Below are 21,638 nucleotides of genomic sequence, written 5' to 3'. Positions count from 1 at the left end.
TTCATAATCAGTTAATAAACACAACCTATGATGTAAACAGCCAGGACTTAGATCTGGCACAAAAATGAAAACAACACCAGTTGTTTATAGGAATGCTTTGACCAATTTTTTTCTAAACAAACCTAAATTCAGAAAAATGAAAAACTACACAAAACCTAAAAAACTCTTACTTCTGAGTGTATTATGCGTTTTGCTATGGTCTATTCCAGGTTGTATGCAAGATGAACTTGAACCTCAGCAGTCAGAAGATGAAAACACTGATGTACTGATTGAAAAACCCATTGATAACGGCCGTGTGGCCCGTGATAATGGCATAAATCCTGCCTGGGCGGACATGGCTTATCGTGGCTTCAACAGTGCTTTCCTCACTACCTCTGGAGGCAGAACTTACTACAAGCGCGCCTTGAATGACAATGCCTCTGATGGCACCTGGACGCTCGCCCTTGATATCCAAGGCATGATGGACGTATATGAAAGAACAGGACTGCCAGAACATAGAACGCTGGTTAACAACCTGGTTAATGGCTTCTTACAGTTGAATCCACCACCATACGATTGGGATGGCTGGAATGATGACATCGCCTGGTTTGGTTTGGTACTGGCCAGAGGACACCAGATGACCGGCACCAGCAACTACCTAACTCAGGCCCGCTACTGCTTCGATTATATCTGGAGCAGAGGTTGGGATACGCAGTATAACAATGGCGGTATCTGGGAACAGCAGCCTGACTACACACCTGAAGGTGGCGAAATCATTAAAGAGGCCTTATCTAATAACCCTACCGGGCTATTGGCATGTATGATTTATCAAAGCAATGGCGATCAGTGGTATCTTGACCGTGCTATTCAGATTTATGACTGGGTATGGTGGCATTTGTTTAATGCTGAAACTGGCCAGGTGTACAGAGGTATCTATCCTAACGGACAGGTAGATCAGGGTACTGCGGTTTATAACCAGGGTGCTTTCATCGACTTTGCTAACGTATTGTGGAAGCTTACCGGAAATCCTAACTACCTGAGAGACGCAACACGTGCTGCCTCATATGTAAAAAACAACATGACCAGTAACGGCATCATCTCCAACGGAGCAGGATACCTGAATACCTGGGCAGCTGAATTTGCCAGAGGTCTGGGACACTTATGTACTGATAACCCTGAGCTTTGGGATACTTTTGGTGACTGGATGGTGCAGAATGCCACTTCCATCTGGAATAACAGAAGAACCGATTATAACCTGACCTGGAACGCCTGGAATCAGCAAACTCCGAATAACGGCAGCATGATACCTACACAGCATGTAAGTGCGGTGGCCTGGTTACAGTTTGCCCCAGCCAAAAGGCCTGGAATAACTTCAGGAGGTACTTTCAGCATTATATCCAAAGCCAGTGGAAAAGCGGTAGATGTAGAAGCAGGTTCTACCTCCAATGGTGGCAATATCCTTCAATGGACCAATTATAACCAGCCTAACCAAAGGTGGGTCATCACCGAAGCTGCTACCAATGCTTACCGCATAAGAAGTGCAGGAAGTGGCCTTTCTTTAGATCTTGAAGGTGGCAACACAGCCAACGGCACTAATGTGATACAGTGGGGCTGGAATGGTGGTAGCAACCAAATGTGGTACCTGGTGCCTGACGGACAAGGATATTATTCCATAGTGTCAGTAGCCAGCGGAAGAGCACTGGATGTAGCAGGCGGTTCTAACGAAAATGGAGCTAACATCCTTCAATGGAACATCAATGATGCTGATAACCAAAAATGGAGCTTAGTGCCATGATGTTAGTGCTTGATAATTAGATATTTATGTTTACACAGTAGTAGTTTTAGTTTTGAACATAAGAAGGAGAGAGGCTTACCCCTAATCGGGTGAGTCTCTCAAATTTGTTTCGTAGCTTATTACTGATAAATTTGGTATCACATGTTCAACACATTAAAAGCGTAAAAATCAATCATAAAATATGAACCAATCAACCCGACACCTTTTTACAATAGTCGTTCTTTTTCTTTCCTTTCAGAGCTTATCAGCGAAGGATAAACCAGTAACCGTTAAATCTCCAGATAGCAAGCTGGCTGTCAGCATTACGGTAGGCGATAAGATCAATTATACTATCAGTGCTAATGGAAAGAATTTACTTACTGATTGCCATTTAGGCATAGCTATTGGCGGACCAGAAATGAAGAAGCCAGCGCTGAAGAAAACAAAGACTACTAGTGGAAAAGAGGAACTTCATCCCTATGTTTCTTTAAAGTATAATACAGTAAAATCAGAGTACAACGGTGTGGAGTTGTCATTAGGTAATGGCTATGCGGTTGAGTTCAGAGTATTTAATGATGGCGTGGCCTACAGGCTTATCACCAGCGAAAAAGGTGATATGGAGGTTTATAATGAAGACTTTACCATAGGTTTTCCTGAGGATTATCTCCTGCATTTGCAGCAGCCGGGAGGCTTCAAAACTTCATGCGAAGAGCCTTACAGCCACGTAGAGTCTAGTCAATGGAAAGCCAGCGATAGAATGAGCTCTCTGCCGGTGTTGATTGATACCAAAGATAAATACAAGATCCTGATCAGTGAATCTGATCTTTCGGATTATCCTGCTATGTTCTTAAAATCAAATGAGGGTAATACGGTGAAGGCGGTGTTTCCTAAAGCTCCTCTGGAGTTTGGTCCTGACGGTGATAGAAGCTTAAAAATAACCAAAGAGGCCGATTATATCGCCAAAACCAAAGGCTCCAGAACGCTACCATGGCGCTATTTCGTGATTACCGATGACAAAGGACTGATGGAAAACACCATGACCCTGAAATTGGCCGCTAAAAGCCGGATCGATGATCCTTCCTGGATAAAGCCGGGACAGGTGAGCTGGGAATGGTGGAACGGCGCAGCACCTTATGGACCTGACGTGAACTTCGTAAGTGGACAAAATCAGGATACTTACAAATACTACATTGACTTTGCTTCCAAATATGGCATCTCTTACATCATTTTAGATGAAGGTTGGGCCAAAAGCACCACCGATCCTTTTACAGCTTCCTCACAGGTAGATGTTAAAGAACTGGTGGAATATGGTAAGCAGAAAAATGTGGGTATTATCCTGTGGCTCACCTGGTTATCAGTAGAAAACCACATGGATGTTTTCAAAGCTTACAAAGACTGGGGCGTGAAGGGTGTGAAGATCGACTTCATGGATAGGAGTGACCAGTGGATGGTAGACTACTATGAAAGAGTGGTAAAAGAAGCCGCCAAACATCAGCTGATTGTTGATTTTCATGGTTCTTTTAAACCTGCCGGTCTGGAGTATAAATATCCTAACCTGATTTCTTACGAGGGGGTAAGAGGCATGGAGCAAATGGGCGGTTGTACACCAGATAACAGTATCTATTTCCCATTTATCAGAAATGCCGTTGGCCCTATGGATTATACGCCAGGTGCCATGATCAGCATGCAGCCTAATGTCTATCGTTCTGAAAGGCCTAACTCTGCCAGTATTGGCACCAGAGCCTATCAGATGGCATTGTTTGTAGTGTTTGAAAGTGGTGTGCAAATGCTGGCCGATAACCCCACCATGTACTACAAAAACCCTGACTGTACTGAGTTTATCACCTCGGTGCCCGTAACCTGGGATGAGACCCAAGCTTTAGAGGCTGAGGTAGGACAGTTGGCAGTGGTGGCCAAAAGAAAAGGGGAGAAGTGGTTCGTAGGTGGCATTACCAACGGAGCTCAGGATGCCCGCGAAGTAACGCTCAATTTTGATTTTCTCGACAAGAACAAAACGTACACCATGACCTATTTTGAAGATGGCATTAATGCCGGCAGACAGGCCATGGACTACCGTAAGAAAACCAAACAAGTGAAAAATGGTGACAAGATCACTATAAAAATGGTGCGCAATGGCGGCTGGGTGGCCCGGCTGGAATAGCGCCTTTATGACCTAAACCAAATTAAAAATGAAAACCAACAAATTAATATTGGCAATAGCCTTTTTGCTATTGTCCCTGGATATGTATGCCCAAATCAGAGTGGTTTGTGTGGGCAATAGTGTAACGGAAGGCTATGGCCTAAATAACGCTTCAGTAGAATCATGGCCGGCACAGCTGGGCGTAATGCTGGGCAATAATTATCAGGTGTTTAACTGTGGTGTTAGTGGTACTACTATGCTAAAAAGAGGCAGTTATCCTTATTGGAACACCTCCAGGTTCAACGATGCTAAAAACTACAATCCGGATATCCTGATCATTGCCCTGGGCACTAATGATGCGCACCCGAATAACTGGCAGTATAAATCGGATTTTTATAATGATTATGCCGATATGATTGCCCAGTTCAGACAGAATGGACGTAATCCTAAGATTTATGTTTGCTACCCTGTGACCTGCTATGGAGATAACAGCCAGATGAGCAATCTGCAGAACGAGCTGATACCCATAGTTTCGCAAATAAGCAGAGACAGAAACACTTCTATTTTAGATTTCAACACGCCTACGCGCAATTCCAGAAATACCCTTTACAATGATAACCTCCACCCCAATGCAGCGGGAGCCAGGGTAGTAGCCAAAGCCGCCTTTGATGGCATTACACCACGGGTGCCTACTTTCTATCAAGATTGTAATTACTATGGTTATGGCGTTAAACTGGGAATAGGCGACTATACCGCTAATGATCTGATAGCCAGAGGAATTAGTAATGATGACATCTCATCTATACAGGTGCCGCAGGGGTATAGAGTGTTTGCTTATGTAGATGATAACTTTCAGGGCAACTACCTGACACTAACCGCAGACAATGGCTGCCTGGGTGGCTGGAACGATCTGTTTACCTCCATTCGGGTGAGAGCCAATGGCGTAACAGGCCTCAATGGCACCTACACCATTCAAAATGCGAACAGCGGAAAGTATATGGATGTGGCAGCAGGCAGCGGAGCCGATGGTGCCAACATATTACAGTGGACCGGCCACGGAGCCGCCAACCAGCGCTTCACCCTAACCGATCGCGGTGATGGTGCCTACAGCCTGATAAACGCACAATCAGGCAAAGCCATGGATGTGGAAGGTGGCAGCACCTCTAACGTAGCTAACGTGCTGCAGTGGACTTACTCAGGTAATACCAATCAAAGGTTTATTGTGTTGAACGCTGGCGGAGGCAACTACAAACTAAAAGCAGCCCACAGCGGCCGAGTAGTAGAAGTGACCGGAGGAGGACTCAATAACGGTGACAACATCATCCAATATGATGACAACAACCAACTCCACGGCCAATGGCGACTGATAGCCGCGGCCAATGCCTCAGCAAAAGTAGCCGCCCCAGCCCTGGACGAAGACATGCCAGCCGTAGTGTACCCCAACCCGGTTTCAGGAGACTACATCACCATAAAAAATGTAAAAGGCACGCAGTTGTTAATCGCTGATGTATCAGGCAAAGTAATGCTAAAAAAACAGCTAGACAGCTCTATGGATACTTATCAATTAGATGTAAGCAGTTTAAAATCAGGTATTTATTATGTCTCCGTTGATGGTGGAGAGGTAATGTCAGTGAAGATTGTGAGGGAGTAATAAAATTGATGTTTCGTGTTTTAGGAGCCGCCATGTGAGAGCATGGCGGTTTTTTTTTAATTACGAGAAATTGTACAATTTATATTAAATTACATAATATTTTAATTTTTATTTTAAATTAATGAATTGTAAATTATCTTTTGGGTAAAAAATTATTAAAAGAAACTTTTGAAAATTCATAAAGTAAGTCCATATCAAACACCTCAAGATTCAGTTTTAAATAGAACAATATTCAACTGTTGGCCAAAAGAAAAATTTAATGAGATTTCTGAGATAAGCACCGTAAAAAAGTTCTATAATGATTGTTATGAGGATCTTAAAAATCAACTCTTAAAAGAACTTAATAAAATTCACCCAGCTGGTGTTATTGTAGAAGCATATAAGCAATTGGAACTATGGACAGTTATTTATTTTGAGGATGGTATTGAATATATAACAGGGCACAAAGAATTTGCTCCAATTGGACGGTATGGTTGGAGATACGTAATTGAAATTGAACTAGAAAGGTTAGCGTCTGGAGAATATGAATATGAACAGATAAGGCCTAATGAAAAACAAATGACCCTGATTTTAACATATCTCATTGGTATGGGGCAGTCCTCAGAATTTTCAAATTATTTACATTATCTAAATCTAAGTAAAAAAATATCCTCTGTTAAAATTGTTTTTTCCCCCGACCTATTTCGTAAATTATTTATACTCAAACCACCTGAAAAAGAGCTCTTCCAAAAAATACGAGAATCAATTTTTAAAAAAAACTGACTGGAACAAATATTCCAGTTTTGCACCTAACAATAGAATAATAACGACTAAAGTGAATAACTTTAGTCAAGAATTCTACTCTATTTCAATTGAAGAAATTCGATTAATTATTAAAACAATAATAGAAAAAATTTCTAATGTGACTGGAGCTTCCATCACGGTGCAACCCTTAAATGACTTTATTGACTTATTAGCATCTCTTACTGGTATAGCTGGATCTAAAATAGAATCTCTTATTAGTTTATCATTTTTAAATATCAGTGCTCAAGCCAATGAACAAAGAGACTTTCTCAGAAAGAGTCAACATAATAGAATGTTATTTCATGCTGGCATAGTTCTAAATTTGGAATCCGAATTCGAAACTATATATGATAAAAAAACTGCAAATAGGGATGATATAAAAAAATCGAGACAGCACATTTTGATTAGCCAGAGAATGTTTGTTGAATGGTTGGATGTGTATATCACTAAGCTTTCATTAGGGCAAAGGCAAGATTTAAAATCGAATTCTTTACAGAATAAGGCAATTGCTGAGATTGAATCTTTTTATCGAATATCGATATTTGAAAAAGAGGTAACAAAATTGCTTGAAGATAAAAGTAATAGGTGCTTACGTCTTGAAAAAGTTAATGGAAAACCAATTTCTTGTGGAGAAATTGACATTCTTGCCTATAATGAATCGGAAAAACTGATTCGAATTATTGAGTGTAAGGCTTTAGCTCCTATAGTTGATGCTCGAAGCTTAGGTCAAGTAATAAATGATCATTTTCGGCAAAAGAAATACCACCAAAAGTTTTTAAAAAAAATTGCTTGGGTCAAATCTAATATGTCATCAATAAGGCATGAATTCCTGAAAAGAGTTAATATTGAAATTGCACAGGATGTAACGTTTGAAGAATATTTCATAACTGGGTCGAATGACACATTAAAATATCTTGTGGACGAATATAAAGTTTTAACATTTGAAGAATTTGATGATTTATTGAAATGAATTTAGGAGAAGAGCATAAACTAATCAATTTAGTTATCTCAAGGGAAGATATTGAAGAATTTGATTTTACTAACATTTATGGTGCATTAATGGAAATGCATGAAAACCCAAGAAAATTCTACAATAAACTATGTATTTTAATTCATGGATATGACAATGATCCAAGAGAGTTACATGAATTGCCAGAAATAAGAGACTACCTTGACTTTCTAGATAGGTCTTTCCCATATTGGTTTTATTATTTAAATCATGACTTTCCTAAGCATTATTCACCCTTGGCTTTATTTGTTACTTGTTTATGTCCCATTGAAGATATCCAGAAATCTTCAGGGGTAAGTTTAATTCAATTCAACATTGATGAGCTCGAAAAATTTATATTTACTCATTTTCATTTTATGAATGAGCTAATGGATCAAGAAGGTCATTCAGATAAAGAAGTGATGGAATTAAGTGTAAGGATTCTAAGTCTTATATATAACTGAGCCTCGTTCTCCCGCAGTCGCTCGGCTCTGCCGCGTGACGACTATTTCTGAGGCCTCTGGCCGGTTAGGTGCTGAGGCACTTGAATAACTGTGGTTAGATCCAGGTTAAATCAGATTTTCTCTACTTGTTCAGTATTTAGGCTTAGGATATTTCGTGCTTTATTGGCCAGAGTTATAAATTTAAGCTCGATCGCAATTACATTGAGATTGCTATTTTCATGGGCATTTGTAATGTCTTTATTCATTAAGTTTGAGAACAGAAGCATTACAAATGCCAAAAGAATAAGGTCGCAATATAATTGGCAACAAACCTAGGGTAGGGGAATGCTTGATTTAAGCCTAATGACACAAAGCAGTACCACCAGGCAGGGCATGGCAAGGACGGGAGGGCTAAGTACGCACAGCGCTATACACGGACGTTGCCAGTATTAAAGGCTCCATTGAAAAACTAATATCACACGAAATCCCCTCGTAGGATTCTCAACTTAACGATAATAAGGAAATGTTTGGACTATTTAAATCTAAAAAAGAACTAACTCGAAAAGAAAAAACAGAAAAATTTTTAGAGAAGAAAAAAGTAAAAATCAATTATAACCTACCACCTATTGAATCAGAAGAAGAAACTATTTTGAGAAGCCCTAAAGAAGTAGCTCAAAGAGTTACTGTTTTGGCTACAACAAACATGGTTGCGTTCAATGGGATTACAGGTGAAGAAGCCATAGAATATTTACAAGCATATAATCTCTGGGATTATGTGACATCTGATGAAAAGAATTTTTTAGAAGACCCAACTGATGAGAAGAAAAGTCAAGAAACTTGGAAATGCGAAGCAATTTGGACTTTAATGTGGTCGTTAAAAATTGTTGATGATTTAGGATATCCAAATCAAATGTGTGACTTAAATAATATTACCGCCGAAAAGTATCCTATTGGGCAAAATAAAGACCCTAATGATTTCATTGAGAGTATTACTGAATCAAGAACAAAAGCAGAGATTCTTGATGCAAATGACTTATACTACCGAATTGACTGGGCCTGTGTTGATGCTAGAATTAATGGATTGGATTTAAAAGATTTGAATCCTGGAGTTGTTTATGAAAGGCATTATGCTTTGAATTGGTTAGTTAATTATATGGATCAAGAATGGGATGATATTTCAACCGATACATAAAAGACTGCGGCAATGAGCTTGATCGCAATATAATTGTCGACCAAGCTAATACATGTTTTATACAATGAAGTAAAATCACATTAATAATTTTTTAGTGCTTAATTCCTAATTACCTCATTATGACTTCAAAATTAATGACAATAAGTATTCCATTATTAATAATCTTTTTCTCTTTTATTTCAGAGAACGATTATGTTATCACAAATACGAGGGCAGGCTTATTCAAAATTGGAGATGATGAAAACCAGATTGATAAATTAATCTCTAACTACGATGTAGAGACTTATTTGGACGGCATTGCCCCAAGAGTTTATAAATACAAGGTTATTTCTAATAATAGTAATGAATTAATTCATCTCAAATTCATCAAAGGCAAACTAAATGCCATGAAAGTGTATGACAAACGCTACATGACAAAAAGCGGCTTAGGTGTCGGCAGTTCAGTCCAGAATGTATATGATATTGGTATGTCCATTTCTTATATTCAATATCAAGAAAAAGAAGGCCTAAGATGTTACTTAAATCAATTAGACAGCCTAGGGTCATTGAAAAGCATTAAAGGTTTGGAGTTTTACTTTGAAAGAAAGGTCGATTTTATAGGGGATCGTCGGGACATAAGTAAAAATGCTAAATTAAAATTTTTCTCTATTGGGGAGTATTTCGATATCGAGATGGATACACTCTCTCTGGATCAGAAAAGAGAGCTGAACGAAAGAAAAAAAGGCTATATAATTAACAATAGATATGTGAATAACTATTTTAATGAAGAGTTGACCGTTCCTGAATCCTGGATAATCACGGAAAAATTTAGTAGTATAGATTACAATTACACTTTGGTAGAAATAAAGAATTCCGTAAATGATTCAAGATTTTTGCTTGATATACGTGAGAGGGATATCAGTCCAAATGGCAAATATATTATCTCCAGTGTTTCAGCTTCATGGGGCCAGCGGATGGGAGCTTCATCATTGGTTGATATGCAATTGGATGACAAACTATATCGCAGCATTTCAATCTCAAATAATTTAGCTTATTATGCCACAGTTAAAGATGGGCATGGTGTAGTCATTAGAGGTAACTGGGTTTCGGAAGAGGATTTAAAAACAATAGAAACAATTTTCCTCTCACTATATAAGAACTAATTCCCCCCCAGTCGCTCGGTTCTGCCGCGTGACGACTATTTCTGTGGCCTCTGGCCGGTTAGGTACAGATGCACTTAACTATGGTTAGGACTAGGTTAAGTCAGATTCTTCTCTACTTGTTCAATATTTAGGCCTTAGGGCATTTTGTGCTTTATCGGCCATAGGCCTAAATTATATTGATCACTCAGCTGGAGCTGAGCGATTGTGCAGGAGAATAAGGCCGCAATCAAGTTAGCGACCAAGCTAATGATCAATTATATAATTAAGTGTTCTAATATTGGGTATTACAAGCAATTATAAACAGACCACCATGCGAACGTTAGCTGCCATATTTTTACTGACAATTATGTTTAGTTGCTCTGATAGAAAATCGGAAAAAGATATTAACCATAAAAATAAGCCTTCAGGTAAATTTGAAATATCAGTAATTGACGGGAAACTGCCATTACGACTAAATGAGCTAAATTTTGAAGACCATAACAATTACGTTCATTTGAATGACGGAATCAATTCCAAAATTGAAGAAACGGTTAAAGTCTATGCTAAAGATTTTGAATATTTTGATAGTACTCAAACATATAAAGACATTTATATAAACACAGTTCGACTACACGACAGCCTACAGACTATATATTTAGTTCTTTTGAAGCATTATCCGACAGGTGAAGTTAATAGCAGAGTGCTATTTTATGACAATCAACAGAAGGAATTTGCAAACAGCGTGTTTGACTTTAATCTTTTCGGTTTGTACCACCACAACAATGGAAAACTAACTTCAACAAATCTAAAAACAGACTTTGAAATCACTACACCTGAAATTGAAGTTGTGGATTTCAACAAAGATGGAATTAATGACTTCAAATTTGTAAGACTATGGCATAATGGAACATTTAATGCTATACATACCACAATTTTAACAGTAAGTGACAATAAGATTGACACATTGTATTTTAACGAAAGACCTATTGTAAATGAAGAAATACTTAAGGAATAAAAATTAGAATGCTGCTTTGACAAAGGACGCCCGTAACCACAATGTTCATTAATATGATTCGTTAAACCTTAATCAGTACTTGAACCTAGGCTAGAGAATATAAGGTTATAGCGGATGCTACAATCAGAAAGTATTTGTAAATTGATATAACCTTGATAATCAATTATTTCTATCTAAATGTTGAGTGTTATGTGGCATAATCGTACTATGAAACTTTACCTATTAGCTCTTCTGACGTTTCTTACTCTTGGCTGAACTCCAGGGCTTCAGTCAACAGCTGAGCTTAAGCCTTCATTTGCCAATCAGGGTGAACAAGAGGATTATTGGGCGCAAGAACTTTTTAAGAAAGAGTATTCAATAACTGAATATCCAAAGTATGATGGAACCGTTCTAACCTCGTCTAACCGAATAATTTTTGATGAACAGTACATAGAATATTTAGGTAGCCCTGAAACCGAACTCATTTTCAAAAAAGGACTCATCTATCCACAACTCTTGGGACTAAATAACATGAAAATACAAAGTATTCAGCCACTCTACTTTTTATCTAACGACCCGAGGGTAAAGAGATTTCGATTTACACATGTCGATCGAACACTTGGAGACATCCAACTTGCAAACCCGCAGGTTTATCTGTTTGAACTTCAAAACGATAACATCAAGGGCAATGAACCTTTAACGGAGTTCATTGAAAACGCCAGGCTTACATTCCTGAAAGCTGGATGGGTTATGAATTAAGATACTTTGAATGTAACAGCAGATAAGCTACTTTTAGCGCAACTAACAAAGCTCAGAGCAGCGCCTAACCGGGGTTCTGATGATAATTAAAATGAGACTACAAAGAAATATATTATTCCTGATTCTGACTATCCCAATTTTTGTATTTGGACAGACAAAAACCTATAAGGACGAGCTGGGACGAAAACAAGGCGTTCATGATGGATATTCAGGAAGTTGGTTGTTTGAAAGCACATATAGGAATGATACTTTAAATGGCTTCTTTCGACAATTCACAAAAGACGGGAAAACCTGGTCGACAGGATATTATAAAAATGGATTAAGGGACAGTCTGTGGCTTCAGTTTTATGTAGACAGAACAGTAAAAGAAAGGGAGTTTTACAAAGCTGGAAAAAAATACGGTGAGTCTATTCATTACTCTGAAAATGGACATATAAGCTATGTTGCAAATTTTGATAATGACACATTGGTGGGTGAAGCTATTAGCTATTATCAAAGTGGTGCAGTTAAGTCAAAGGGAAATCGTCATAATGGAACTTGGACTGAATTTTACGAAAACGGGGAGTTAAAGCTAAAGCAGAACTTCAGGAACGGAGATTTATGGGGACAAACACTCTCTTTTTCGATTGAGGGTGATACATTGCTTCCTATCCAATTGAAGACAAAACTTATAGCCAAAGACACATCCATAATTAACAATACAGACCTTAAAGTTTATTTACTTTTCGATTCATATGACAGTTCGAATAGATCGATAGAATTGGGAGAATCCTTATTTTTAGGCTATATCCCTGTTTGTGAAAACGAATATTTAACAGTACATATTGGGGCCATTAACTTTCAATTTAAATCATCAGGACTTTGGGTTTATGAGCAAATTGACACAGTCTGTAATCAGAAAATAAAGGTGAACGGTTATACAACTAACAGAAAATTAAAAGAGTTGAAAAATGGTGAGTATGATATCAGTTGTGTACTTGAAAAGAAAAACTTCAAATCAAGTCTCGGAAAGATAGAAGTCGAACGCAAGCAAATGCAATGTGACGACACCGGAAGAAATCCTGTAACCATAACAAGAAACAAGGGAAAACTAATCTTTAAGGACATTGGAAACCTGATTTTCTTTGAATTTGACACTGACAATGATGGAAAGAATGAATTATATCTTTTAAGCTATTTTACCTGTCAGGGGCATTTAGAGATATATAGAATAGAAGGGTAATTTTAAAAAAGTGTATCTTTTGGGATACTCCCATATAGTAATCGTAGCACAAATTAAGTATGAGTAAAACCACCTTTTTTTTAATATTTGTATTTTTTAATCTGGCAGGCAACAAAATAATAGCTCAACACCAAATCAATGTTGATCAATTAGCTTTGGAACTGGGGAAAATGATTGATGATAATTATAATGATCAAAAAGATTTAGACTCTTTAATTTCTTTCAAAGTTTTAGACGGCACAAATGTCAGAACGATTAAGAAAGATGACGCTTTAACAATATATTATGAAAACATTGATAATGAAGCACGAGAGTTGCTGCCAATCTTTGAAATTAAGCATTCTTCGAAAGTGATTTTACCTGTTTATGGGGAAGGACAATGGGGTAAGATTTGGGCTAAAGTTGTTATTGATAAAAGCACTATGAAAATACTCGATATTAAATTTGAACATCGAAATGAAGCTCCAACTTTCGGATCAAAAATCACCAGTGAAACATTTAAAGCTAATTTCATTAATAAAAAAATTTATTTTAAAGAGGGGTTCTCTTTATACCAAAACGACCAATTAGTTCTTAAGGGTGCACAAAGAGTTGATGGTATTTCTGGCGCTACCTTAACTAGTAAAGGAGTTGTGAATATGCTAAATGAAGGGCTTTCTGATTACGAAGTATACTTACGCTAACTCTATGCGGCTGCGCTAATATTTATTAGTTCGTTCATACTTATGAGCTGCCCCATCTGGTTGTAGGTTAAGACAAATATAAAAATGAGATTTAGTCAATTAGCATTCAGAAGATCGATTCTTCCCAAAGACAAAGAACTAAATGTGGACCGTCCATTCATTGACTTTATTGTTGATGGAAAGTAATTATCCGAACTACTTGGAAAAATTGTAGATCCAATAACACCTTATGGATGGGGAAATAATAGAGAGTATGAACTGTCTCGTGCCGAAAGACTTATCAATTTTAAAAAATCAGATTTTGCTAATGGTTTTCAATCTGTATATGTCTGTGCATGCTGCGGTGATGAAGGATGCGGAGCGGTTATGTTTGATGTTATAAATCATGGAGCATATGTTGAATGGACCAATTTTGTCCACAGCGATGGCTACCCTACTGATACGGAACCAGACGAACCGATAAATATTCAGCCTTTGCTGTTTGAAATCGGTGGTTACCAAAAGGCAATTGGACAACTTAAATCGATGATAAAATAATAATGAAATGCTGACAATGTATGAAAATGCTGGCTTCTTCAATTACCAAATAGGCTGAGGGTTATACTCATTTGTGTGAACAAATCAATATCAGATGAGTAAACCCCGCAGATAAGCTACTTTTCGCCTTAGTTGATGTTATCACCAATTAAACTACCTACCCTCGCAAGTCCCTAATCTTCGCTATTTGGAGTCTACCGAAGGGTGACTTCAAATTATCAATGATAACTAGGGTCTGTGACCCGATATAAATACATTCAAATCTTCATAGGTAAGGATATTCTTTTTTTTAAGACCCAACCTAATCCTTGTTTATAACGAGGATTTGTAGAGTTTAGCATTTGTAATGCGATTATCACTGTTGGTATTTCATAGCTACAGTTCCTTTACTTTTTTGCAATCGACCAAAAAAGTAACAAGAAAGTCTTTCTTGCTGCAAAGTCTTCCGAGAGATGAAGAATTTCATAGATATGTTCTGCCACTAAGGACTTGAGACAGGATTGTTTTTCAATATTCTTTCACCGCACGACTGGGCAGCAAGAGTTGCTACATTAACCGAGTCACCCTGAGCCCCCGTCGAAGGGTAGGCGATCAGGAATTTATACTTAAGCTATTTGGAGTCTACGCTTTTGTAGGTGTCTCCACCTACGAAACTGCTTACCGATCCAACCTAATCCTTGTTTTTACTAACTAAGCTATTTGGAGTCTACCGAAGGGTGACTTCAATCATCAATGATAACTAGGGTCTGTGACCCGGTATAATTGTATCCAAATTTTCATCGTTAAGGATATTCTGTTTTTTTAAAGACCCTACTTAATCCATGTTTTGACGAGGATTTGTAGAGCCTGGCATTTGTACCAACCGGTCGTAGGTTAAGCGCAGCGGTCCTACGACCTACAATGATCAAGAGCATTTGCTCGGAATAAGATAAGCAAATGTCTGTGAACTACACTGCTTAGTCAGCATTTCATCAGCACAAGTTAGTTCATGCAGAAAGGAATTTGAGCGGATGCTCTCACAAAGTATGGATAGTAGCGGACGATACCACCAAAGACGCCTGACTTATGCTAGTTCTTCAAGTGCATCTGTAACTAATTGGCAGAGACCTCAGAAATAGCATCCACACGGCAGAGCCGTGCGACGCTAGGAGAAATGGCGAATACCACTACCATGCTTCAGCCTCTTTAAAATCACTCAGCCAGGTTCACTTCATTGACCTTTTTATCCGACCTTTCGCTTTCACTTATCGTTCTTTTTAGTCCAAACAACGGCTGAAAAAAAACTATTCGCCTGATAATAAACTCATAGATAATCCAACTTGCTGCAAATGTCCCCATTACCATTAGTGTTGCCTTAGAAATAAAGCCCCAGTCCTTGTCCATGACAAAATATGCCAATATTAGCATAACGGTCTGGTGCAGAATGTAAAAGGGGTAGACTGCCTTGTTGCAATATTTGAGTAGTCCGCTATTTACATGAAGATACCTGGCAGAAAAACCAAATACTGTTAAAATCCAGGACCAGGCATTTACTACTGAAACCAATGACCCAATAGCGCCAGGGGCACTCTCTGGTATTAATATTAGAGTAGAAAAACAAACTACACCAATGATTAGATTGTGAATTCTAAAGCGTTTTACCGTGGCCCAAAATTGTTCTTGTACTGTGATAAAAAGGAAGCCATAAAGGAAAATAATGATGTAATGCGCTATGGTATAATAATCTCCAACCAAAGCATGATTCACAGGGAAATAAGGATTGAGTAGATATTCTGTAATCAATAGAGGTGCTGTAAGGGTATAAATAGTTAGTGGGTTAGCTACCAATTTTCTTAAAATGCTGATCATTTTAGTGTCAGGATTTTTTTTTAAATAACTGAACAGCGGTATCAGCACCAGTGAAAATATGAGAAGGTAAGGTAAAAACCACAGATGGTGCCAGCTGATATTACCTTCTGGATATACTCCAATAAAGGCTTCATTTATCCAGAAGTTGAGGTAATTGCCATCAAACTGCTGCTTGGCTATTCTTTCTATATATACCTGTGGGGGAATGATGAATAACATGCCAAACATCAGGGGAATCAGTAGTCTCTTAATTCTTTCCCAGGCAAATTGCTTGCTTGTCCTCTTTTGCAAAGCGTAGTATGTCCCCATTCCGGAGATAATAAATAATACAGGTAATCTCCACTGATTTAGAAACCACATAGGATAAACTAATTCTGAATAGAGATGATTATTTTTAATGTGAAAGCCCCAGGGAACAAAAAACATTCCCACATGATAGAATATCAGTAGAGCAAAAACAAGTACTCTCAGCCAGTCCAAATCGTAACGTCGCATAGTTTTTTTTGACAAATGTATCGCTAAAGGCAGGCTGAAAACTATGGAAAACGACCCTTGTGATGAATTGCATGCTATTTGTGATAAATAACAAGCCTGGTGCTCATCTCTTTATTAATGTGTTGAAATGATGAATCATAGCCCTGGAAACAGGCACTACCTGATCTGAATGTTTAATGGTTAATTTATACCCCTGAGCATTCCCACTTACCTCATTTATATGGTTTATGTTCACTATATACGACCGATGAGTTTTTACGATATTAGAGAACGAATCCAGGTCGGACTCCAGATCCTTAATGGTCATCCGTAGTATATTCTTTGTCACCAACCCATGCTGATCAATAAAAATTTCAATATAATTACCATCAGCTCTGGCAAAAAGAAAATTTGTGATGTCGAAACGGAGACTTTCGCTTTTTAGTTTAGTCTCAATGAAAACCTCAGATGGCTTATCTGATTTACTAAAATTACTTAATGCATTTATTCTTTGAGCATTCTTGATATGTCTGTTATTTAACCGGGTAAAGTTTAATGGTAACAGTATGAGAAAAAAGAGGATACCCACCAAGTAGGCATTTTTGATTTCCTCAAAGAAATAACCAAAAGACCAATTAGAGGGATTATCATAGACAATATCTCGTATCAGAAACTGAGATATTCCAACCAGCAAAAGTAAAACCAATATAAAGCCGATTTCCTTTCCTATATGCCATGTGTCCTCAGCATTAAATAGCCTGATCATAACTGAGATGACAAATAGATCTACCACTGCTACCAAGGCATGAATAACACTGATCATAAAAAAATTCATTTTATGCTCAGGTAAGTATACCACAAAGGGCTGAAAAAGGTAGTTAAACAACGCGGCCATAATGAAAAGTATTACTGAAATAATTAACAGAGACTTTCCGGAATAATAAAATGGATAGGGTTGCTTAAAAAGGACTACAATGCTATTTAAAAAGGAGGATTTCAATTATAGTATGGCTCAGGTCTTGCTCAAAGTTAGAAAATCCCTTCCATTCATACCTTAATAAATTTGATAGAACTATACCAGGAATCTTAATATGATATTAAAATTTTTTGTGGATAAAAATTGATTGTTCAAGAATTTGTTAATATGAATATTTTTACTAATAATTACATATAAGAGATTTTTGACATGACCGTTCTGGTCAATTGGCAAAAAACTGGTTAGGGTGATACCTATAAACAGGTTTGATGGTTTTAGTAGATAAAGATGGTACTATTCTTTCAATCGATCCAAAGCCAGAGGAACTTGAGAAGATTTTACAACAGAAACTAAATTGAGATGAGAATTAATCGCCTTTATCGAATATCTCGTTTGCCCCTCGTTCCGCCATTCTCTTCATAATGGCTCGCAACCCCAACAGATACTTTCGACCCTAACCAACATTTAAAACCATAAACCGACCATGACTAAAAGCAAATTACTGGAAATGAACAACGTAGGCATCGTTGTAGAATCTCTTGACAATGCCATTGCATTTTTTACAGAAATAGGTCTTACACTAGAAGGACGAATGATGGTAGAGGGCGAATGGGCAGGACGAGTTATAGGCCTGGGCAACCAGTCCGTAGAAGTGGCCATGATAGGTTGCAAATAGCCTGTAAATCAGATAGTTTTAAAAAATATAAAACCTCAAAACCTTTAGTTCCTGGCATGACGAGCAATTAATGATTAAGTTTTCACCATATATTACCATTTATGATTTAGAACAAGATTTTAATGGTCTCACCGAGGTCATTTGGACTTTCTCTAAAAACTTAAAAGGGATCAGTACACAAAACCAAAGGTTTAACATTCATATTGTATCTCGCGAAGCAGATCAAAGAATGTGGCTTGAAGGAAGTATTAAGTCTGTTTGGAAATATTTTGATCAGTCAAAGCTAAATTCTAATTCTGATGAAGAGAATAGAAGGGCCTTTTTGGAGCTTATAGCAGACTCATTTTTACTTGCAGCAGACGACTTAAAATGGGATAAATTAGCCATTGAGAGGGCTTATGCCCAAAGCTTGAATGATGGTATTGCATTTTGCTATAGCTCAAAACCACAATTAAATAAAAGCAAAACTGCAAAATCATCATTAAAACTAAAATTGAAAGAAAATAAGGTTCAGCTCTTCGTTGTATTCACTATGCCTGATAAAAATGTAGAGCATGAAATTCTATTAATTGAAACGTTTCAATATCATATTGATGGCTTAAAAACATTCAAAGACCCTCAATGGCTATCAGATGATGAATTTGGGTTTTCTTTCGAAATGGGTATTACACTAAGTGCGTCAATAGAAAGCTTAAGTGCAAAATGGAATCACCATAATTCAAAAATGGAACTGGGTTTTATTAAATCAGTAACTTATGTCACCTTTAATTCTGAAAATGAGCGGATTGAATGGATAAATGGTTAATAACCACTGGATGTCTGATTTTATTTTAAAATTCTGGCCTAAATCAGAGGTGATGGAGGTTAATACCAAGTAAATTGAAAGGGGACATAATGACGCAAAAATCATAGGGACTCCAAAAGATTTTTGTGGTGAGCCAGCATTTGAGGCAGGAGTATTGTAATTGAAAGCACGACAAAATCGTGCTTCCCTTATCATATTGAATGTTATTGAATTTGGTCTCCGCATCTCGTCCACTGATCGGCGGTGTAGCCTGCACAACTGGCAAGACAAGAATTGCCAAATTTCTGACCTGTTGCAATAATACAAACTGGGTCATAAACCATTGGGCATTCATATCCACATGGCTTTGCAGCTGGTTTTGGTTCAAAAACGCCTGAAGCCAATGTTGTTAATACACTTCCTAGTACCAAAGCTGAGGCTACAAAAATTCTAGTTTTTTTCATACGATTAAAGTTTAGGTTAATTAATTGAATCTTAAGGCAGAGCCATTAAGATGGTTTAGAATTTATTATTAAAACATTGCTAATAGCTCAGGAGCAGGCTTTTAACGTTATTAAATGAGTTAATAAGGCCGCACCACACTTAAGCCGAAGCCATACTAATTTAGGAAATGCACTTCCAAACATCAATATTTATGCTTTAAAAAATTATGATTTATCTTATGGTATTATTTGTGTATGATGAATTATTAACAAATAATAGTGAATAATTACCACCATGGTTGGCGTGGTGGTAATATTACGAAACTGCTTACTGATCCAACCTAATCCTTGTTTATAACGAGGATTTGTAGAGCCTAGCATTTGTAATGCGATTATCACTGTTCGTATTCCATAGCTACAGTCCCCTTTCTTTTTTGCAATCGACCAAAAAAGTAACAAAAAAGTCTTTCTTGCTGCAAGGTCTTCCGAGAGCTGGAGTGTTTCATAGATATGACCTGCCACCAAGGACTTGAGATGGGACTGTGTTTCAAAATTCTTTCACCGCACGACTGGGCAGCAAGAGTTGTATGAATGCACACTCAAATTACTATTCATTAAATTCATCTCGACCAAAGGACTAAGCTATTTGGAGTCTACCGAGGGGTGACTTCAAATTATCAATGATAACTAGGGTCTGTGACCCGGTATAAATGCATTCAAATCTTCATCGGTAAGGATATTCTGTTTTTAAAGACTCAACCTAATCCTTGTTTTCAACGAGGATTTGTAGAGCCGAGCATTTGTAATGCGATTATCACTGTCGGTATTCCATAGCTACAGTCCCCTTACTTTTTTGCAATCGACCAAAAAAAGTAACAAAACAGTCTTTCTTGCTGCAAGGTCTTCCGAGAGCTGAAGAATTTCATTGATAGCAACTACCACTAGGGACTTGAGACGAGTCAGTTTTTCAATATTCTTTCACCGCACGACTGGGCAGCAAGAGTTGCTACATCAACCGAGTCACCCTGAGCTCCGTCGAAGGGTAGACGATCAGAATTGGTTCCTTTTTTTCATGGGAGTCACCTCTAGGTTGAACAATTTTCACGTACTCCCACTGATCCTTGTTTCCAACGCAGATTTGTAGTCCTCATCCTGTGCTTTCTATTTCATAGATTCCTCCTAATGTCGAATTGACGGGGGCTATGGCGCTGGGATCATAAATTCTCAGCCTTATAAGCTGTTATCACCAACTAACTCTATAATGTATGAACACAAAAGGGCGCCCTGCAAACCTCGTTTTGCTGTGGGCACCCTTTCCCTTACTACATGTTTACTCTTTTTACTCTATGGCGGTGAACAGGAAGTTGTCCATAGTGATACCATCGCCCCAGGTGCCACCGCAGCAGATTCCTGCTTTTATACCGAAGATCTTTTTGCCTCCGGTGTCAAATTGAATGATACCATTTTTACCATGGGCAGAGCCTGAGCCATTACATTCGGCATCAGTAAAGTTGCCGTCTATGCTAGCATCATCACACCAGGTAGACCAGCCCAGGAACATGCCACTGCTGGGGTCAGAGGCGGGAGCTGTTTCACCCTCTAAAATATAAACCTCTATCCAGGTGCTGTTGAGGTCGTTACCGGTAATCTCTCCGGTAAACTGGTACTTCTTGCCCGCTTCCACTTCAATTACCTGATAAATAAAGCTGTTTACATTGCCACTGGCGGTGAGCTTGAGCTCCCCATCTATGGTCATGGTCACATCATTATCTCCAAATTGCAGGATCTCCCAATTGTCATTGGTTTCAAAATCAGCATTGGCTAATTCATTGACAATGGGAGGAGGAGGAGTAATTGGCAATGCAAAATTGATATATTCATTACTGCCACCATTCCCTTTAGCTATCAAAATCACTTTAAAAACACCACCCTCAGCATAGGTGTGGGCAGGACTTTCCTCTGTTGAGCTAGTGCCATCACCAAAATCCCAGGTATACTCACTGGCATTTTGAGAGGTGTTGGTGAAACGAACGGTTAACGTGTTTTCTTCATCAATGGCAGTAGTGAAACTGCCTTTTGGGTTGGGGCCATCATCATCACTGCAGCTAACTATTGTTACAAGCAGCATGAGTGCTCCAAACCATTGTGCTAATAATCTATTTTTATTCATG

The 21,638-nt window shown here is 38.1% G+C and carries 17 protein-coding genes; 13 read left to right on the top strand and 4 right to left on the bottom strand.

The window, feature by feature from the left end; translation table 11 throughout:
• Window positions 1-136 precede the first annotated feature (136 nt).
• The 11 genes from LVD16_RS17415 to LVD16_RS17365 all read left to right on the top strand — a co-directional run bounded on the left by LVD16_RS17415 (window position 137) and on the right by LVD16_RS17365 (window position 13,729).
• Window positions 137-1,774 carry an RICIN domain-containing protein gene (locus LVD16_RS17415; protein WP_233769554.1) on the top strand — a complete coding sequence of 546 codons (1,638 nt, stop codon included), beginning with the start codon at window positions 137-139 and terminating at the stop codon, window positions 1,772-1,774.
• Window positions 1,775-1,955: 181 nt separating this feature from the next.
• Window positions 1,956-3,914, top strand: coding sequence for a glycoside hydrolase family 97 protein (locus LVD16_RS17410; protein ID WP_233769553.1), 1,959 nt, complete (start codon window positions 1,956-1,958; stop codon window positions 3,912-3,914).
• Between the two features lie 28 nt (window positions 3,915-3,942).
• Window positions 3,943-5,544, top strand: a complete 1,602-nt coding sequence (locus LVD16_RS17405) for an RICIN domain-containing protein (protein ID WP_233769552.1) — start codon at window positions 3,943-3,945, stop codon at window positions 5,542-5,544.
• A 168-nt stretch (window positions 5,545-5,712) separates the two neighbouring features.
• Window positions 5,713-6,306 carry a hypothetical protein gene (locus LVD16_RS17400; protein WP_233769551.1) on the top strand — a complete coding sequence of 198 codons (594 nt, stop codon included), beginning with the start codon at window positions 5,713-5,715 and terminating at the stop codon, window positions 6,304-6,306.
• A 52-nt stretch (window positions 6,307-6,358) separates the two neighbouring features.
• Window positions 6,359-7,297, top strand: a complete 939-nt coding sequence (locus LVD16_RS17395; RefSeq protein WP_233769550.1) for a hypothetical protein — start codon at window positions 6,359-6,361, stop codon at window positions 7,295-7,297.
• Complete coding sequence (locus LVD16_RS17390) at window positions 7,294-7,779, top strand: chlororespiratory reduction 6 domain-containing protein (protein WP_233769549.1); 486 nt, start codon at window positions 7,294-7,296, stop codon at window positions 7,777-7,779. Before LVD16_RS17395 ends, LVD16_RS17390 begins: the two co-directional genes overlap by 4 nt.
• Window positions 7,780-8,281: 502 nt before the next feature.
• On the top strand, window positions 8,282-8,950 hold the full coding sequence (locus tag LVD16_RS17385) for a DUF4272 domain-containing protein (protein ID WP_233769548.1): 669 nt from the start codon (window positions 8,282-8,284) through the stop codon (window positions 8,948-8,950).
• A gap of 119 nt (window positions 8,951-9,069) precedes the next feature.
• Complete coding sequence (locus LVD16_RS17380; RefSeq protein ID WP_233769547.1) at window positions 9,070-10,092, top strand: hypothetical protein; 1,023 nt, start codon at window positions 9,070-9,072, stop codon at window positions 10,090-10,092.
• A 310-nt stretch (window positions 10,093-10,402) separates the two neighbouring features.
• Window positions 10,403-11,086, top strand: a complete 684-nt coding sequence (locus LVD16_RS17375) for a hypothetical protein (RefSeq protein WP_233769546.1) — start codon at window positions 10,403-10,405, stop codon at window positions 11,084-11,086.
• Between the two features lie 817 nt (window positions 11,087-11,903).
• Window positions 11,904-13,046: a toxin-antitoxin system YwqK family antitoxin gene (locus LVD16_RS17370; RefSeq protein WP_233769545.1), complete on the top strand. Its 1,143-nt coding sequence runs from the start codon at window positions 11,904-11,906 to the stop codon at window positions 13,044-13,046.
• Between the two features lie 59 nt (window positions 13,047-13,105).
• Window positions 13,106-13,729 (top strand): FMN-binding protein, encoded by a 624-nt coding sequence (locus tag LVD16_RS17365; protein ID WP_233769544.1) that lies wholly within the window; start codon window positions 13,106-13,108, stop codon window positions 13,727-13,729.
• A 1,728-nt stretch (window positions 13,730-15,457) separates the two neighbouring features.
• Here the strand turns inward: LVD16_RS17365 and LVD16_RS17360 are convergent.
• Together LVD16_RS17360 and LVD16_RS17355 are read right to left on the bottom strand one after the other, a co-directional pair.
• Window positions 15,458-16,609 (bottom strand): acyltransferase family protein, encoded by a 1,152-nt coding sequence (locus LVD16_RS17360; RefSeq protein WP_233769543.1) that lies wholly within the window; start codon window positions 16,607-16,609, stop codon window positions 15,458-15,460.
• A gap of 103 nt (window positions 16,610-16,712) precedes the next feature.
• Complete coding sequence (locus tag LVD16_RS17355) at window positions 16,713-17,411, bottom strand: LytR/AlgR family response regulator transcription factor (RefSeq protein WP_233769542.1); 699 nt, start codon at window positions 17,409-17,411, stop codon at window positions 16,713-16,715.
• A 637-nt stretch (window positions 17,412-18,048) separates the two neighbouring features.
• Between LVD16_RS17355 and LVD16_RS17350 the strand changes: the two genes are divergently transcribed.
• Window positions 18,049-18,240: a VOC family protein gene (locus LVD16_RS17350; RefSeq protein WP_233769541.1), complete on the top strand. Its 192-nt coding sequence runs from the start codon at window positions 18,049-18,051 to the stop codon at window positions 18,238-18,240.
• A 70-nt stretch (window positions 18,241-18,310) separates the two neighbouring features.
• Entirely contained in the window at window positions 18,311-19,045 is a 735-nt protein-coding gene (locus LVD16_RS17345; RefSeq protein WP_233769540.1) for a hypothetical protein, read from the top strand.
• 203 nt (window positions 19,046-19,248) lie between these two features.
• On the opposite strand, the gene LVD16_RS17340 is transcribed toward LVD16_RS17345, so the two are convergent.
• Window positions 19,249-19,488 carry a hypothetical protein gene (locus LVD16_RS17340; protein WP_233769539.1) on the bottom strand — a complete coding sequence of 80 codons (240 nt, stop codon included), beginning with the start codon at window positions 19,486-19,488 and terminating at the stop codon, window positions 19,249-19,251.
• Between the two features lie 1,318 nt (window positions 19,489-20,806).
• Window positions 20,807-21,637: a PKD domain-containing protein gene (locus tag LVD16_RS17335; protein ID WP_233769538.1), complete on the bottom strand. Its 831-nt coding sequence runs from the start codon at window positions 21,635-21,637 to the stop codon at window positions 20,807-20,809.
• Window position 21,638: the final 1 nt, after the last annotated feature.

Origin of the sequence: Fulvivirga ligni (genome assembly GCF_021389935.1) — a bacterium.
GTDB classification, from domain to species: domain Bacteria; phylum Bacteroidota; class Bacteroidia; order Cytophagales; family Cyclobacteriaceae; genus Fulvivirga; species Fulvivirga ligni.
The sequence above is the reverse complement of the archived record's forward strand: the minus strand, read 5'-3'. Positions and strand labels throughout refer to the sequence as shown.